Origin of the sequence: Enterococcus sp., from assembly GCF_022711995.1 — a bacterium.
In the GTDB taxonomy this organism is placed as follows: Bacteria; Bacillota; Bacilli; order Lactobacillales; family Enterococcaceae; genus Enterococcus_D.
This window is the reverse complement of record NZ_JALAHI010000169.1, coordinates 23,105-37,502: the sequence shown is the minus strand read 5'-3', so window position 1 is coordinate 37,502 and position 14,398 is coordinate 23,105. Positions and strand designations below refer to the sequence as shown.

The following is a 14,398-nucleotide window of genomic DNA, read 5'->3' as shown; positions in this document are numbered from 1 at the left end:
AGCTTTGTCGCTTTGCTAACTTATGCTATAGTTAGTGAGTGGGGAATTCATCAACTTTTTTTTGGAAAATATAACGAATCGACATTATTGATAAACTGCTAATAATGTGAGGTGAAAACTCTTTTTTTAGTAAGTGGGTCTTGCTATTTTGAATTGAATGGCATAGAATACTCTCGGTCAACAAGAAATGAAAAATTTGTACTTGTTTCAAACCTCTTTCATTTTCGCTGACATTTATTTTACTTGACTAAGAATTGCAGGGGGCTATCATGACGAAGCAATGTGTAAATAAACAAGAATTGATGGAACGCCTAGGGGAGTTCTCACCAGCAGAAAAAAAAGAAATCCGCGAATATTTACAACGGAAAAATCCGTTGCTATTTAGGAAATTTGAGCGTATGAAGCATGAATTATTTCGTTTAGAATCGCGACGTATTCAATGTGAAATCGAAAAAAATGAAAAGGAGTTGAGTCAAATCGATCAAAAGATACTCATGAAAAAAGAACTTTTTCTTGAGTTATTAATTGCAATTCGTAAGAAAAGGGGATAATGGATGGAATTTATCGAACTTGTCATCATCATCGCGATCCTCGTGACCTTTTCAAATATTGTCAGCAAAATATTGCCATCAGTACCGATTTTCTTCATTCAGATCATCTTAGGAATTTTACTAGGATTGACGGAGATGGGACAAGAAATCGCATTTGAGCCAGAAATGTTTCTGGTAATGATCATTGGCCCACTGTTGTTTCGAGAAGGAGAACGAGCGGATGTTCCAGAAATCTTGAAGAACAGTAAGATCGTTTTGTTTCTGGCCTTTGGCGGTGTTTTGCTGACATTATTTGCAGTGGGAACGACACTGCATTGGCTGATGCCGTCGATTCCTTTGGCTGCTTGTTATGCCTTTGGCGCGGCTTTAGGACCAACAGATGCAGTAGCTGTCTCATCATTAGCCAAACGCCTAAAAATATCTAAAAATATTATGCACATTTTGGAAGGTGAAGGGCTTTTAAACGATGCATCTGGCGTTACAGCGCTTCAGTTTGCGATCGTTGCTTTAGTTACCGGAACCTTTTCAGCCATGAGTGCTGGCTTTCAGTTGCTTTTTGCCAGTGTTGGCGGCGGACTGATCGGTTTTTTGATTATTTGGTTGAAGCGCAAACTGATTCGGTTTATTGAAAAAATCTCTGCACAAGATGTAACGGTTTACTTGCTGATCGAACTTTTATTACCCTTTGCTGCTTATTTGGTGGCAGAAATGGTTGGCGTATCCGGCATTATTGCAGCGGTGGTTGCTGGTGTCGCGCAAGCGCAAAGGCGGCAACGTGTTTCTTTGTTTGATGCGGAACTGGCCAATATTTCTGAAAGTACGTGGTCAACGATTGTCTTTACGTTGAACGCACTTGTCTTTTTATTTTTAGGGATTGAACTTTCGCAAGTCTTTTCACCTATTTGGGAAAGCAACTCCTATGCAAATGGTCATCTAGTCTTGACGATTGTAGTGGTAACTATTGTTATCTTCCTAATTCGCTTCATATTTCTTCTTTTCTATTATCAGTTTTTACAATCGAAAAAAATCGTCGACCTAAAACAAGTAGCACTGTTGACCTTCGGTGGTGTCAAGGGAACGGTCAGTTTGGCGGCAATTTTTATTTTGCCAGTCACGATCAACGGGGAACAATTTGCAGCTCGTAGCCTGCTCTTGTTCTTGACGGCTTGTGTCATCTTAGCGACATTAGTCATCAGCGTGATTGTTTTACCTTATTTGGCAGATGGAGAAGCCGCAGAGTCAGTTGATTTCAATCAGTTGTTGATTTTAGAAGAAGTGATTCAAATTTTAGAAGAAGAAGAAAAAGAAACAGACGATCCAAAAGAACGTCTAGCGACAGATGCGGTAATCAATACCTACGAAAACCGGCGTTGGGAACTGTATCGCAATAGTTTGACCGTTTCTGAAAAGCAAGAGATTCAAGAAATTCAAGGATTGATTTTATCAATCGAACAAGATGGTTTGGATGAAGCCTATCGAAAAGGGGAAGTTAGTTCAAATGGCTATCGCTTTTATTCCCGTTTTATTTCACAGCAGCAACACTCGTTAGCCAAACAATTCTTATCCTTTTTTGGCATTTGGCTTTTGATCATTCAACGTTTTGGCCGGATTATTTTACATCCTAAATTATTCTGGCAGCGTCAACAGCAGTTGAAAGATGGTTTGAAGCAAAGAGATATTTCCGAAGTTCAAAAAATTTATATCAAAAATAGTGATTATATTTTTCATAGTTTAAGCAACTTGGAAGATGTTTATGATGCTTCTTTGATTAATTTCTTCAAACGGCAACGGGAGATGAGCCTAAAACGGTTTGAACATAATAATTTCATCGAAACGATTATGATTGAACAGGAACCGGTTTTTGTCAAAAAACTTTTACGGGGCTATTACTTAGAACGTAAAACGATTGATGAATATGAAGTGGCTGAAAAAATACCTACTATCGCTGCAAATGAATACCGACGTAATGTGAATCTATTGGAATCCTACGCGATGGCTCGCGCAGATGAACGACCCAAACAGCGAATGTTTCGCAGATAATAGGACAAAGGACTGTGACATAAGTCATCATCCAACAAGTGAAACCGAATCATATATTATTGCTATAGATTCCTCTGACTTTTTACGATGAGGAGGCCCTGCACCGCTGGAGCAATACTAGGGATTGTGACATAAGTCATCATCCAACAAGTGAAACCGAATCATATACTATTGCGATAGATTCCTCTGACTTTTGCGACGAGGAGTCCCTGCACCGCAGGAGCAATACTATATCATGTTCGGACAGTGTTACTTGTAGGAGACTTATGGAACAGCCCTTTTTCTTTTTTTGTTAAAGACCCGGTAATGCTTATGTGGTACAATGGGCGAAGAAAAATAGATCTCAGGAGGGATTCTGTGAAAGAATTAAAAGTAAGTGAACTAACAAAAACTTACGGTGAAAAAACATTATTTGATCAGCTTTCTTTTCTGATACATGAGAAGGATCGAATTGGCTTGATTGGTGTCAACGGTACCGGTAAATCCAGTTTGTTGACGATCTTAGCCGGTATCGAAGCTGGCGATGGCGACCGTCCCTCTGTTTTTACACCTCAAGATTATCGAATCGGCTTTTTGGCACAGGAAAGTCAATTACAAGAAGAATTATCCGTAGTTGATGCAGTTTTTCAAGGGACAAGTCCATTGATCAAGACTGTGCGTGAATACGAAAAAGCCTTGATCCAACTGGAACAAAATGGTTCAGATCCTGCTATACAAGCTGCGTACAGTAGAGCAGAAGAAGCCATGAATAAAAACGATGCTTGGAATACGGATACAACAGCAAAAATCATTTTGCAGAAACTAGGGATTTCTGATTTAAAACAACCGGTCAATGAACTTTCCGGTGGCCAGAAAAAACGGGTAGGTTTAGCACAAGTATTGATTGATGAACCTGATTTATTACTGTTAGATGAGCCAACCAATCACCTTGACTATGAAGCAATCCAATGGCTGGAAGGCTATTTGAAGAATTATCGCGGCGCGTTGATGATGGTTACCCATGATCGTTATTTTCTTGATCGAGTTGCCAATCGTGTATTTGAGCTTTCGTTTGGCAAACTTTATGAATATCAAGGAAACTATGAAGACTATTTATTAGCCAGAGCAGAAAGAGAACGCATTGAAGAAACTCAGGAAGAGAAACGGCAACAGCTGTATAAACACGAGCTGGCTTGGATTCGGACAGGCGCTAAAGCGCGGACTACCAAGCAGCAAGCACGAATTGACCGTTTTGATGATTTAAAAGAAAATTTGAATCAAGTTAAGCGCAATGGGGAAGTGCAGATTGATGTGGCGACCTCTCGCCTAGGCAAACAGGTACTAGAAATTAAAGCTGGCGATTTTGCAATTGAGGGTAAACCCATTCTTTCTCAATTCGACTTATTGATTCAGTCGCGAGAACGCTTAGGCATTACTGGTGAGAATGGTGCAGGTAAATCAACCTTGCTGAATGTGTTGGCGGGACGTCTCTCATTAGATTCAGGAACACGGATTATTGGCTCAACCGTCAAATTAGCTTATTATACGCAAACCAATGAGACGATGGATCCGGAACAGCGGATGATTGCTTATTTACAAGAGGCAGCAGAAGAAGTAGAAAAAACAGATGGTGCCCATGTCAGTGTAGCGGAAATGCTGGAACAATTTTTGTTCCCCCGTTTCATGCATGGAACAAAGATCGGTAAATTATCTGGTGGTGAAAAACGCCGTCTATTCTTATTGAAATTATTGATTGGTCAACCAAATGTTCTCTTGTTAGATGAGCCAACCAATGATTTGGATATTGATACACTAACTATTTTGGAAAATTATCTGGAATCTTTCCCGGGTGCTGTGATCACGGTTTCTCATGATCGCTACTTTTTAGACAAAGTTGCTGAAAAATTGCTTATTTTTGAAGGAAATGCTCAAATTACCCCTTTTTATGGTTCGATTAACGAATATTTGCAAAAGACCTCTACCAAGCAGGTGGCGAAGAAAACGGCAACCTCTCCCTCTGACCAGGATCTCCAAAGCAAACCAACTTCGGAAAAACCTGTCAAAAAGAAATTAAGTTATATGGAGCAAAAGGAATGGGCAACCATCGAAGATGAGATTGCTGCACTAGAAGAACGAGTTGATACTCTAACCGAAGCGATGAATCAACAAGGAGACGACTTTACGAAATTGCAGCAGCTTCAAGCGGAAGTTACGGAAACAGAACAATTGTTAGAAGAAAAAATGACTCGCTGGGAATATTTAAGTGAGTTTTCAGACGACTAATAAGGAGGCGCATTATGGAACAAGCATATCTTGATTTAGGGAAGAAAATTTTAGAAACGGGAAATGTGAAAGGAGATCGCACGGGAACTGGAACCAAAAGTATTTTTGGCCATCAAATGCGATTTGATTTGTCACAAGGATTTCCATTATTGACAACCAAGCGAGTGCCTTTTGGTTTGATCAAAAGCGAATTACTATGGTTCCTTAAAGGCGATACGAATATTCGATTCTTACTGCAGCACAACAATCATATCTGGGATGAGTGGGCTTTTGAACGTTATGTAAAAAGTGAAGAATATACAGGGCCTGATATGACTGATTTTGGTCGCCGCTCCTTAGTCGATGAAGCGTTCAACGTCAGCTATCAAGAGGAACTGCAAAAATTTTGCGACCGTATTTTAAATGACGAAGGATTTGCAGAAAAATTTGGTGATCTGGGTCATGTTTACGGGTACCAATGGCGCCATTGGGAGACAACAAAAGGCGAATTTATTGATCAGATCAAAGAAGTGATTGAAATGATCAAAACAACACCAGATTCTCGCCGCTTGATCGTTTCCGCGTGGAACCCAGAAGATGTGCCGACGATGGCATTGCCTCCTTGCCATACGATGTTTCAATTTTATGTTCATGAAGGCCGATTAAGCTGTCAGCTCTACCAACGAAGTGCCGATGTCTTTTTAGGTGTACCTTTCAACATTGCTAGCTATGCGTTATTGACCCACTTGATCGCTCATGAGACAGGTCTTCAAGTCGGTGAATTTATCCATACTTTAGGGGATGCTCATCTATACAGCAATCATATGGAACAAATGAAAGAACAGCTTTCTCGAACAGTCCGCTCAGCACCGACGTTACACCTAAATCCAGAAAAGCAATCGATTTTTGACTTTGAGATGGAAGATATCACGATTGAAGGCTACGATCCGCATCCCACGATCAAAGCACCGATCGCTGTCTAACTTTTCGGGTACAGCATCAGGATTGGAAAAGAAGTTTCAGCGAACGAATCATTGCTGACCTGTCACCCGTTAACAAATGTTCGTTGGCGGATTAGAGGAATTTATGATCATTCATTCCCACTTTACAAGTTGATTTATCTTATTTTTGAGCGATGACTTGAGAGCAGGTAAAAGAGTTCACTTTATCTAGAAAGGAAGTTTTGAATATGTTGATTGCACTTTGGGCACAAGATAAAAATGGATTGATTGGAGAAAACGGCACGTTGCCTTGGCATTTGCCAAACGATCTGAAATTCTTTAAAGAACAAACTACTGGAAATTCGCTCATTATGGGGCGAAAAACCTTTGAAGGAATGAAAAAGCGGGCATTGCCAAATCGGACAACAATCGTTATGACCAGCGACCCAACTTATGAAGCAGAAGGTGTTCTGGTAATGCATGATCGGCAAGAAGTGTTGGATTATACTGCTAAGCAAGATCATCCGGTGTTTTTAACGGGAGGGTCTGGTGTTTTCGAATCGATGATCGAAGATTGCGATCAGCTATACCGCACCGTAATTGACGAAACCTTCACAGGCGATGTCTACTTCCCTGAAATTGACTGGTCCGATTGGCACCTAGATAAAGTTGTGGAAGGTGTGGTGGATGAAAAGAATATCTATCCTCATCGATTTGAATTTTACAGCAAACAAGACAAGTAAAAAAAGACAGCTGCTACAACATTTGGTTGTGTCAGCTGTCTTTATAGTTAAAGAATAGTGAGTGGTTACGTAAACCAAAGAACGGAAAAATACATTAGTCCAGCTCCAAGCATAACAAACAAATGCCAAACCACATGCATGAAACGGACGGATTTGATACTGTAGAACAATGCACCCACCGTGTAAGAAACGCCACCACTAGCCAGCAGAAATGTACCCCAAAAGCCTAGCGAAGCAACCAGTGGTTTAAAGGCAAGCACGCAGAGCCAGCCCATGACAATATAAATCAGTGTGGATATTTTTGAAACAGTTTCTTTTTTGTGGAGTGTCAGTGACTTGTAAACAATGCCACTGATGGCTAACAACCATATCAAAATGAAAAGCGTCCAGCCCCACCAACCACGAATACTCAACAAACAAAAAGGGGTATAGCTACCAGCAATCAATAAAAAAATCGAGGCATGGTCAAAAACTTGAAATACCTTTTTTGCTCGTGTGAACATCAAACTGTGAAAGAGCGTTGAGAATAGAAACAATAAAATCATCATTGAGCCATAAATCGCGTAGGAAACGACATGAATAGGGGAGTCTAATCGAGCCCCTTTAATTAAAAGAATAACGAGTCCTGCTACACTTAATCCGAATCCGATCCCATGAGTTACCGCATTAAGTACCTCGTTCAGAATCAAGTAACGTCTTGTAAATTTCATATGTTCCATCAAGCACCGTCCCTTCCAATTTAAATAAGATGAAAAAATTTTTTCTCTCTGTTATACTAATTATAAATGGTCTATGGTTATTTTACCACGAAAAGAGACTTGATTTAAAGAGAGAGTGAATGTATGATGGCAAAGCTTAAAATTGTAACGGATTCTTCCTGTACGATGGAACCAACCGTTCGAGATCAACTGAATATCCATGTCGTTCCATTATCTGTAATGATCGATGGAATGGTTTATCCGGATGATGATTCATTACCCGGAGAAAGATTTATGCAAATGATGGCACAAGCAAAAGAACTTCCAAAGACGAGTCAACCGCCGATCGGTCATTTTGTGGAACTGTTCGATGAACTAGGCAAAGATGGTAGTGATATTTTATCGATACATATGACAAAAGGTCTGAGTGGAACTGTTGAAGCTGCTAGACAAGCAAGTAATTTGTCAAAAGCAAATGTAACAGTGATCGATAGTGACACGACAGACCAAGCATTGTCATTCCAAGTAATACGTGCGGCACAATTAGCTCAAGAAGGAAAAACATTAGCTGAAGTATTGCCGGAAGTAGATAAAGTTCGCGAAAATACCAAACTATTCATTGGTGTCTCCACATTGGAAAATCTAGTCAAGGGTGGCCGGATCAGTCGTGCCAAAGGATTGTTATCCAGTTTATTGAATATGAAGGTCATCATGGACTTTGACCATTCTGAATTGATCCCAATCATAAAAGGACGCGGCGTAAAAACATTTAATAAGTGGTTTGAAGAATTAAAAGATGAATTAAAACGTATGCCAAATGTGAAGCAAATAGGAATCTCCCATGCTGAGGGATTAGAGATCACTGAACAATTCAAAAAAGAGTTGCAACAACTCTTTCCAGAAATGAGCATCCCATTATTGCATACCACCCCAATCATCGCCACCCATACCGGCAAAGGCGCATTCGCCATTACGTATTACACCGAATAATTTTAATCACAGTATCCAAGCGATTCGTATCCACGAATCGCTTTTTGCTGCGAATCACTGCAACTGGCACTCGAAGAGTGACATGCAAGTTCTTCTTAGCGCGAAGTGCTTAGAAGTAACTGTAGGCGAAGCAAAGCGTAGACGAGCGATGATGAGCAGCGGCGAGCAAAGCGAGCGTAGTAACCTTGAAAAGAATCACAATGATTGGCTTGCGAAGCAAGACATGCAAGTTCTTCTTAGCGCGAAGTGCTTAGAAGCAACTGTAGGCAAGCAAAGCGTAGACGAGCAGATGATGAGCAAAACAATCGTAATAACTTTCACATAAATCACTGGGCTTGTTTGCTGAAAAGCGTGGCATACAAATTCTTCGATCCGTAATATGTTTAGAATCAACTGTCCAAAATAGCATATAGTGAGTGGGCTGTTGCTGACTCGATCAGCTTCAGGTCAATCAAGACATTTCGACTATGAATTTAATGAGAATTTTGATAAAATAGCTTAGATTAAAGGTTAGGAGATTATTGATCCGTGAAGTGGAAAAAAGTAGCAATTTATCTTTCATTTGTATTGATCGTCGCTTTAGGTACCGGTACTTTGGGTCATTTTTTGATTCCTAAGGCGCAACCGTTACTTACGCCAGTTGCGAAAACTGGCGAAGAGGGTAAAACAAAAAGTGTGATCCATTATATGGCATTAGGGGACTCACTGACTGAAGGCGTCGGCGATGAGACTCAAAGAGGTGGTTTTGTGCCCATCGTTGCAACGGATTTGCAAGACCGATACAACTTAGCAAATGTGGTGACGACGAACTATGGCATTGCCGGAGAGCGTAGCGATCAAATCTTGAAGCGAGTGAAAAAAGACGAAGATTTACGATCTGATTTAAAAAAAGCTGATTTTATTACATTGACCGTTGGCGGCAATGATGTATTAAAAGTGATCCAAACCAATTTTTTTGGGTTAAGTGTCGATTCTTTTACGAAACCAATGGCGGATTACCAAGAGCGTTTGGCGGATATGTTTAAACAGATTCGCCAGCTGAATGAATCAGCGCCCATTTATGTCTTAGGGATTTACAATCCTTTCTATTTAAATTTTCCAGAAATCACTGATATGCAGACGATCATTGACAATTGGAACAATGCAACCGAAACATTTATTAAGCAACAAAAAAATGCTTATTTTATCCCCATCAATGACTTGCTGTATCAAGGATTGAGTGACGAAGTGGGAATTGCGGATACCGATTCTTCTGAGACGGATACGTCATCGACTGAGACTTCAGAAACCACAACTGGTGATACGACAGGAACTTCTGAAACGGGTGCAGAAAAAATCACTAATAATGTCCTGTATGATGGCGATCGATTCCATCCCAATAACCTTGGGTATCAATTAATGGCGAACGCGGTTCGCGACGAATTGATCAAGACGCAAAATGCGTGGCTTATGAAGGAGGAAAAATAGTGAAACAAGAAACGAGCGAATCAGATAAAAAAAGTCCAATCAAAAAAATGAACTACTGGAAAATTGCTTTTCTAGTTTTAGTCGGCATTCTGCTAGGAACAACTGTCTTTTTTGCTTCACGGGTGTTTCAACAACGTGAAACTGGGCTTTCAGAAAGTGCCGAGCTAGTCAAACGAGACGGTAATCCTGTTCTGACTATCAACAGTAACAAGAGTCAAGTCAATCAATTGATTGATTTTTATTTAACAGACTTCCAGAAAGATCAAGAAGTAAAATACAATTTCGAGTTGAGAAATGAGGCACTCCTAACCGGTCAGTTTTCGGTATTAGGTTTTCCCATCACGTTTTACTTATACTTTGACCCTTATGTCACCGAAGAAGGCAATGTACAATTGAAAGCTAAAAGTTTGTCAATTGGTACTTTAGATCTACCAACCAGTGAAGTGTTGAAAATGATCAAGCGCAGCTTCAAGTTTCCAGAGTGGATCGAGGTCAATGCGGATGAACAAATCATTTTGATTCGGTTGGATCAATTCCGCATGCAAAATGGTCTATTTATCAAAGCCAATAAAATTAATCTAGTGGATGATGAGATTCAAATGAGTCTATATCTACCAGCTGAAACGGAGGAAAAGTAATGGAGCGAGCAATTTTTGCAGGAGGTTGTTTTTGGTGTATGATTCAGCCCTTTGATGAACTAGAGGGCGTCCATTCAATCTTCTCTGGTTATACCGCCGGTCATACCGTTGATCCGACTTATGAGGAAGTAAAAAGTCATACAACAGGTCATACAGAAGCCGTTGAAATTATTTTTGATCCAGACAAAATCAGCTTTGACGAGCTATTGACGATTTATTGGCAACAAACCGATCCCACGGATGCTTTTGGCCAATTTGAGGATCGTGGTGACAATTATCGGCCAGTCATCTTCTATTTCAATGAGGAGCAAAAAGAAAAAGCGGAAGCAAGCAAAGCCGCTTTACAAGCCTCTGGTCGTTTTAAAGATCCCATCGTAACTAGCATTGAACCAGCTCAACCTTTTTATTTGGCAGAGGAAGAGCATCAAGAATACTACAAAAAACATCCTGAGAATTTTGCCCGCAATCATGCGAGACGAGCAGCTTTTCTTGCGGATCATTGGGAGAATACACATGCGTAAAAGTTTCTATACTTATTTAATGGCTATTAAAGGTCCAAGTCATACGGATGAGGCCCAAATCTTTGCTACTCATGCTAGTCATGATATTCAATTCCCAAAACATACCGATGATTATGATGAAGTGTCTTCCTATTTGGAATTGAACGTCGATTATTTGCCGTCCATGGATATTTTTGATCGTATCTGGGTGCAGTATGTCGAGGATAATAAATAAAAGAGAGTGGAGTGGAAACTTCCTCTTTTTTTACACTATAGATAAAAAAGACCAAAAAATTAATGGACAGAAAGGTGTCTTTCTATGAAAAATGTTTCTTTTCACCGGTATCTCATCTCTATGGTTTGTGTAGCGATCCTTTCAGGAGGTGGTGTCTACATGTGGCAAAAAGCAACAGTTCCGACAGCCCAGAATCAATCAACACTCGCTGCATCAAATGATCTTGAAAAGGTTCAAACGCTTTTTGATCAGATTCGAGCCAATTATTACCAAAAAGTGGATGAAGATGCCTTGATCGAAGGGGCATTAAAAGGCATGACCGATGCGCTAGGAGACCCTTACACAACTTATCTCAGTGAATCGGCAGCCAATGAATTGAGTCAATCTTTATCTAGTAGTTTTGAAGGTATCGGGGCGACACTCACTCTCGTGGATGAGTACCCGGAAATTGCCCAAGCGCCTATCAAAAATTCGCCAGCTGAAAAAAGCGGCTTGCGCTTAAATGATCGGATCTTGAAAGTAGATGGAAAAGAAACCAAAGGACAATCATTAACAGAGGTAGTAAACAACATTCGCGGCAAAAAAGGGACCACTGTCAAATTGACGATCCAACGGGAGCAAGAGTCCTTTGATGTATCGATTACCCGAGATACGATTCCATTAGAAACGGTTCACACCTCGATGGTTGATGGGGAAAAGATCGGGAAAATTGAAATCACGACCTTCGGGGAAGATACCGCATCGGAATTAAAAGCAGGAATCGAATCCTTGAGAAAAGAAGGGGCCAAATCATTTATTTTAGATGTCCGACAAAATCCCGGTGGGCTTTTAGACCAAGTTCAGAACATGGCAAGTATGTTTTTAGAAGATGGTAAAACAATTGTTAAATTTGCTGATGAAAGTGGCGTGATAAGTGAGACCAAAGCGAGTGCTGCGCTGGATCAAGGTTTCAAAGTCACTGAACCCGTCGTAGTTTTAGTTGATGGTGGTAGTGCATCGGCAGCTGAGATTTTTGCAGCAGCTTTGCAAGAATCCGCAGATGTACCAATCGTTGGTACCGAAACTTTCGGTAAAGGAACTGTACAAAATGTAAAAGAATTAGGGGACAATAGCGAGTTAAAGATGACGGTCATGAAGTGGTTGACGCCAAATGAAGAATGGGTCAATGAACAGGGTGTGATGCCAGACCAGCAAGCAGATTTTCCTGACTATGCCTACCTAGCTCCCTTACCAAGAGACAAAGAGTTAAAAGCAGGGCAAAGTTCAGAAGCGATTGATCGTTTGAATCAGTTTCTCTCGGCACTAGGTTATCAGACCACCGGAGATACATTTGATCAACCAACAGTATCCGCTGTTCAAGATCTACAAAAAAAGGCTGGCTTAGAGGCTACAGGCCAAGTAGATGCAAAGACCGCTCAAGCCATTGAGAAAGCTTTGACTGAGCAGTTAAAGAAAGAAGATCCTGCCTATCTAAAAGCCATTGAATTATTGTCGAAGTAAAGCCAGAGGAGGAGAAATCATGCAACGGAAAAAGTGGATCGAGGGATTTTGGTTCATCTTTAAATATGCGATCATTGCGTTGGCCTCTGCTTTCTTAATTCGGGCGTTCTTACTGATTCCGGTACCGGTTGGCGGAAATTCAATGGAAGGCACTTTGCGGCAAGGAGACATGGTTTTAATCGAGAAAATCTCACCTATCAAGCGATTTGATGTCGTCGTTTTTCAAATGCCGGATGGTTCCACCTACATTAAGCGAGTGATTGGATTGCCAGGTGAATCCATTCGCTATGAAAACGATCAACTATATGTCAATGATCAACCAGTAGAGGAAAATTTTTTGGTTAAAAACAGAAAAAAAGATCACGAGAATGTTTCCTATACGAATGATTTCGATCTCCAGTCTTTATTAGGGATTAAGAATCTTGGAAAAGATAGTTATTTCGTGATTGGTGACAACCGCCGGGCTTCCAAAGATAGCCGATCCTTTGGCGCGATTTCCGGGGATGCCATTTTGGGGAATGCACGCTTTGTATATTATCCTTTAACCCATATGCGCTTCATTTAATAGGAAAAAATCATTTATTCGTACCCATAGGGAGTAGCCTTTAGTGGCTTACGAATAAATGATTTTTTATTGAGGTCAAAACCCTTTTCAAAAAAGTTGGTGTCTTTCCAGCAAGTTGCGCTGATATTCCTGCACTTTTCCTGAAGAATTCACTGGGATCAGTCTGAGATTTTTGGAAGTTGGCTACAGCTTACTTTGTTATTTCACGATATGAGATCAAAGGGAGAAAATAGTAAAAATAATTTTGAAAGTAAGCGTTGACAGTACCTTTTTAAGCTGATATACTTTGCTTGTAAGTTAGGAAAAAGAACGAGGAATAACGCTGTAGTTATTTCTTGAGTTATGTTACTGAGAAGATCAGGCAGAACTCAGAATATATATCAAGTACACTTTCTATTGTAAAGTTTATTTGATATATACTCTGAGTTCTTTTTTCTGGAGAGGAGAAACAAATGAAAGTTAAAAAGATCATCAACAACAATGTTGCTTTAGTGGATAGAGGGGGACATGAATCGATTATCTACTTAACAGGAGTCGCATTTAAGAAAAAAGTTGGCCAACATATTTCTGACTCTGAAGTAGAAAAGACGTTTGTCTTAGATAGCCAAGATCGTTTGGAACACTTCAGCTATCTCTTATCCCGCGCCGATGATCAATTGATCCTGCTTGTAAATGAGCTCGTACAATATGGAGAAAAAGAAATCGGCAAAAGCGCCAATGATTATCTTTATTTAGCTTTATTGGACCATTTATCCTTTGCATTGAAACGAGCAAAAAAAGATCAATACTTGAGGAGTCCGTTGACGTGGGAGGTCAAAAAATTCTACCCTCGCTACTATCAAATTGGGTTAGAAGCATTGGAAAGAATCAATAAGACCTTTGATGTCACTTTTCCTGAAGATGAAGCCGTTGCCATTGCCTTACATTTCGTTAATTTACAGGAAACAAAAGCCAAGTTCGATGAACAGCTGGATGACATGGAAACATTACGAGATATGCTGAATATTATCAAATATCATTTCACCATCACTTTAGATGAAAACAGCATGAATTATATGCGACTTGTGACCCATCTCCAGTATTTCATCGAACGATTGCGAAAGAACCAATCTTATTCTGACAACGAGTCTCAGCTGTATAAACAAGTAAAGGCAATGTATCCGGAAGCATTTGCCGCTGTCGAAAAAATTGAGATCTATGTCAAAGGAAAGTTCAATAGTTACCTGACACAAGATGAATACACATACTTAATGATCCACATCAATCGTGTGACAGAAAGAGGAGAATGA

14 protein-coding genes are annotated in these 14,398 nt (G+C 40.1%); 13 read left to right on the top strand and 1 reads right to left on the bottom strand.

Annotated elements, in window-relative coordinates; all coding sequences use genetic code 11:
* The first annotated feature begins 269 nt into the window (after positions 1–269).
* The 5 genes from Q0A12_RS16380 to Q0A12_RS16360 all read left to right on the top strand — a co-directional run bounded on the left by Q0A12_RS16380 (position 270) and on the right by Q0A12_RS16360 (position 6,516).
* Complete coding sequence (locus tag Q0A12_RS16380) at positions 270–551, top strand: hypothetical protein (protein WP_291293688.1); 282 nt, start codon at positions 270–272, stop codon at positions 549–551.
* Between the two features lie 3 nt (positions 552–554).
* Complete coding sequence (locus Q0A12_RS16375; RefSeq protein WP_291293687.1) at positions 555–2,591, top strand: sodium:proton antiporter; 2,037 nt, start codon at positions 555–557, stop codon at positions 2,589–2,591.
* A 357-nt stretch (positions 2,592–2,948) separates the two neighbouring features.
* The gene (locus Q0A12_RS16370; protein ID WP_291293686.1) at positions 2,949–4,853 is read left to right on the top strand and encodes an ABC-F family ATP-binding cassette domain-containing protein; all 1,905 of its coding nucleotides are present in this window, start codon (positions 2,949–2,951) and stop codon (positions 4,851–4,853) included.
* 14 nt (positions 4,854–4,867) lie between these two features.
* The gene (locus Q0A12_RS16365; protein ID WP_291293685.1) at positions 4,868–5,815 is read left to right on the top strand and encodes a thymidylate synthase; all 948 of its coding nucleotides are present in this window, start codon (positions 4,868–4,870) and stop codon (positions 5,813–5,815) included.
* Positions 5,816–6,021: 206 nt separating this feature from the next.
* Positions 6,022–6,516 carry a dihydrofolate reductase gene (locus tag Q0A12_RS16360; RefSeq protein WP_291293684.1) on the top strand — a complete coding sequence of 165 codons (495 nt, stop codon included), beginning with the start codon at positions 6,022–6,024 and terminating at the stop codon, positions 6,514–6,516.
* Positions 6,517–6,581: 65 nt separating this feature from the next.
* On the opposite strand, the gene Q0A12_RS16355 is transcribed toward Q0A12_RS16360, so the two are convergent.
* Positions 6,582–7,235 carry a hemolysin III family protein gene (locus Q0A12_RS16355; RefSeq protein ID WP_291293683.1) on the bottom strand — a complete coding sequence of 218 codons (654 nt, stop codon included), beginning with the start codon at positions 7,233–7,235 and terminating at the stop codon, positions 6,582–6,584.
* 126 nt (positions 7,236–7,361) lie between these two features.
* On the opposite strand from Q0A12_RS16355, the gene Q0A12_RS16350 reads away from it, so the two are divergent.
* The 8 genes from Q0A12_RS16350 (at position 7,362) to Q0A12_RS16315 (ending at position 14,398) form a co-directional block, all read left to right on the top strand.
* Positions 7,362–8,204 carry a DegV family protein gene (locus Q0A12_RS16350; RefSeq protein WP_291293682.1) on the top strand — a complete coding sequence of 281 codons (843 nt, stop codon included), beginning with the start codon at positions 7,362–7,364 and terminating at the stop codon, positions 8,202–8,204.
* Between the two features lie 528 nt (positions 8,205–8,732).
* Positions 8,733–9,671, top strand: coding sequence for an SGNH/GDSL hydrolase family protein (locus Q0A12_RS16345; RefSeq protein ID WP_291293681.1), 939 nt, complete (start codon positions 8,733–8,735; stop codon positions 9,669–9,671).
* Positions 9,672–9,718: 47 nt separating this feature from the next.
* Positions 9,719–10,309: a YpmS family protein gene (locus tag Q0A12_RS16340; RefSeq protein WP_291293692.1), complete on the top strand. Its 591-nt coding sequence runs from the start codon at positions 9,719–9,721 to the stop codon at positions 10,307–10,309.
* Positions 10,309–10,830 (top strand): peptide-methionine (S)-S-oxide reductase MsrA, encoded by a 522-nt coding sequence (gene msrA / locus Q0A12_RS16335; RefSeq protein WP_291293680.1) that lies wholly within the window; start codon positions 10,309–10,311, stop codon positions 10,828–10,830. Before Q0A12_RS16340 ends, msrA begins: the two co-directional genes overlap by 1 nt.
* Positions 10,823–11,044, top strand: coding sequence for a YozE family protein (locus Q0A12_RS16330; RefSeq protein ID WP_291293679.1), 222 nt, complete (start codon positions 10,823–10,825; stop codon positions 11,042–11,044). The genes msrA and Q0A12_RS16330 overlap by 8 nt, the downstream gene beginning before the upstream one ends.
* 84 nt (positions 11,045–11,128) lie before the next feature.
* Complete coding sequence (locus tag Q0A12_RS16325) at positions 11,129–12,544, top strand: S41 family peptidase (RefSeq protein ID WP_291293678.1); 1,416 nt, start codon at positions 11,129–11,131, stop codon at positions 12,542–12,544.
* A 16-nt stretch (positions 12,545–12,560) separates the two neighbouring features.
* Positions 12,561–13,109, top strand: coding sequence for a signal peptidase I (lepB, locus tag Q0A12_RS16320; RefSeq protein ID WP_291293691.1), 549 nt, complete (start codon positions 12,561–12,563; stop codon positions 13,107–13,109).
* 452 nt (positions 13,110–13,561) lie between these two features.
* Positions 13,562–14,398, top strand: a complete 837-nt coding sequence (locus tag Q0A12_RS16315; RefSeq protein WP_291293677.1) for a PRD domain-containing protein — start codon at positions 13,562–13,564, stop codon at positions 14,396–14,398.

Coding starts and splice junctions, on each gene's coding strand:
- Q0A12_RS16365 (WP_291293685.1), top strand. CDS start 4,868: ATGGAACAAGCATATCTTGATTTAGGGAAGAAAATTTTAGAAACGGGA.
- Q0A12_RS16325 (WP_291293678.1), top strand. CDS start 11,129: ATGAAAAATGTTTCTTTTCACCGGTATCTCATCTCTATGGTTTGTGTA.
- Q0A12_RS16330 (WP_291293679.1), top strand. CDS start 10,823: ATGCGTAAAAGTTTCTATACTTATTTAATGGCTATTAAAGGTCCAAGT.
- Q0A12_RS16350 (WP_291293682.1), top strand. CDS start 7,362: ATGGCAAAGCTTAAAATTGTAACGGATTCTTCCTGTACGATGGAACCA.
- Q0A12_RS16355 (WP_291293683.1), bottom strand. CDS start 7,235: ATGGAACATATGAAATTTACAAGACGTTACTTGATTCTGAACGAGGTA.
- Q0A12_RS16340 (WP_291293692.1), top strand. CDS start 9,719: ATGAACTACTGGAAAATTGCTTTTCTAGTTTTAGTCGGCATTCTGCTA.
- Q0A12_RS16375 (WP_291293687.1), top strand. CDS start 555: ATGGAATTTATCGAACTTGTCATCATCATCGCGATCCTCGTGACCTTT.
- msrA (WP_291293680.1), top strand. CDS start 10,309: ATGGAGCGAGCAATTTTTGCAGGAGGTTGTTTTTGGTGTATGATTCAG.
- Q0A12_RS16315 (WP_291293677.1), top strand. CDS start 13,562: ATGAAAGTTAAAAAGATCATCAACAACAATGTTGCTTTAGTGGATAGA.
- Q0A12_RS16380 (WP_291293688.1), top strand. CDS start 270: ATGACGAAGCAATGTGTAAATAAACAAGAATTGATGGAACGCCTAGGG.
- Q0A12_RS16360 (WP_291293684.1), top strand. CDS start 6,022: ATGTTGATTGCACTTTGGGCACAAGATAAAAATGGATTGATTGGAGAA.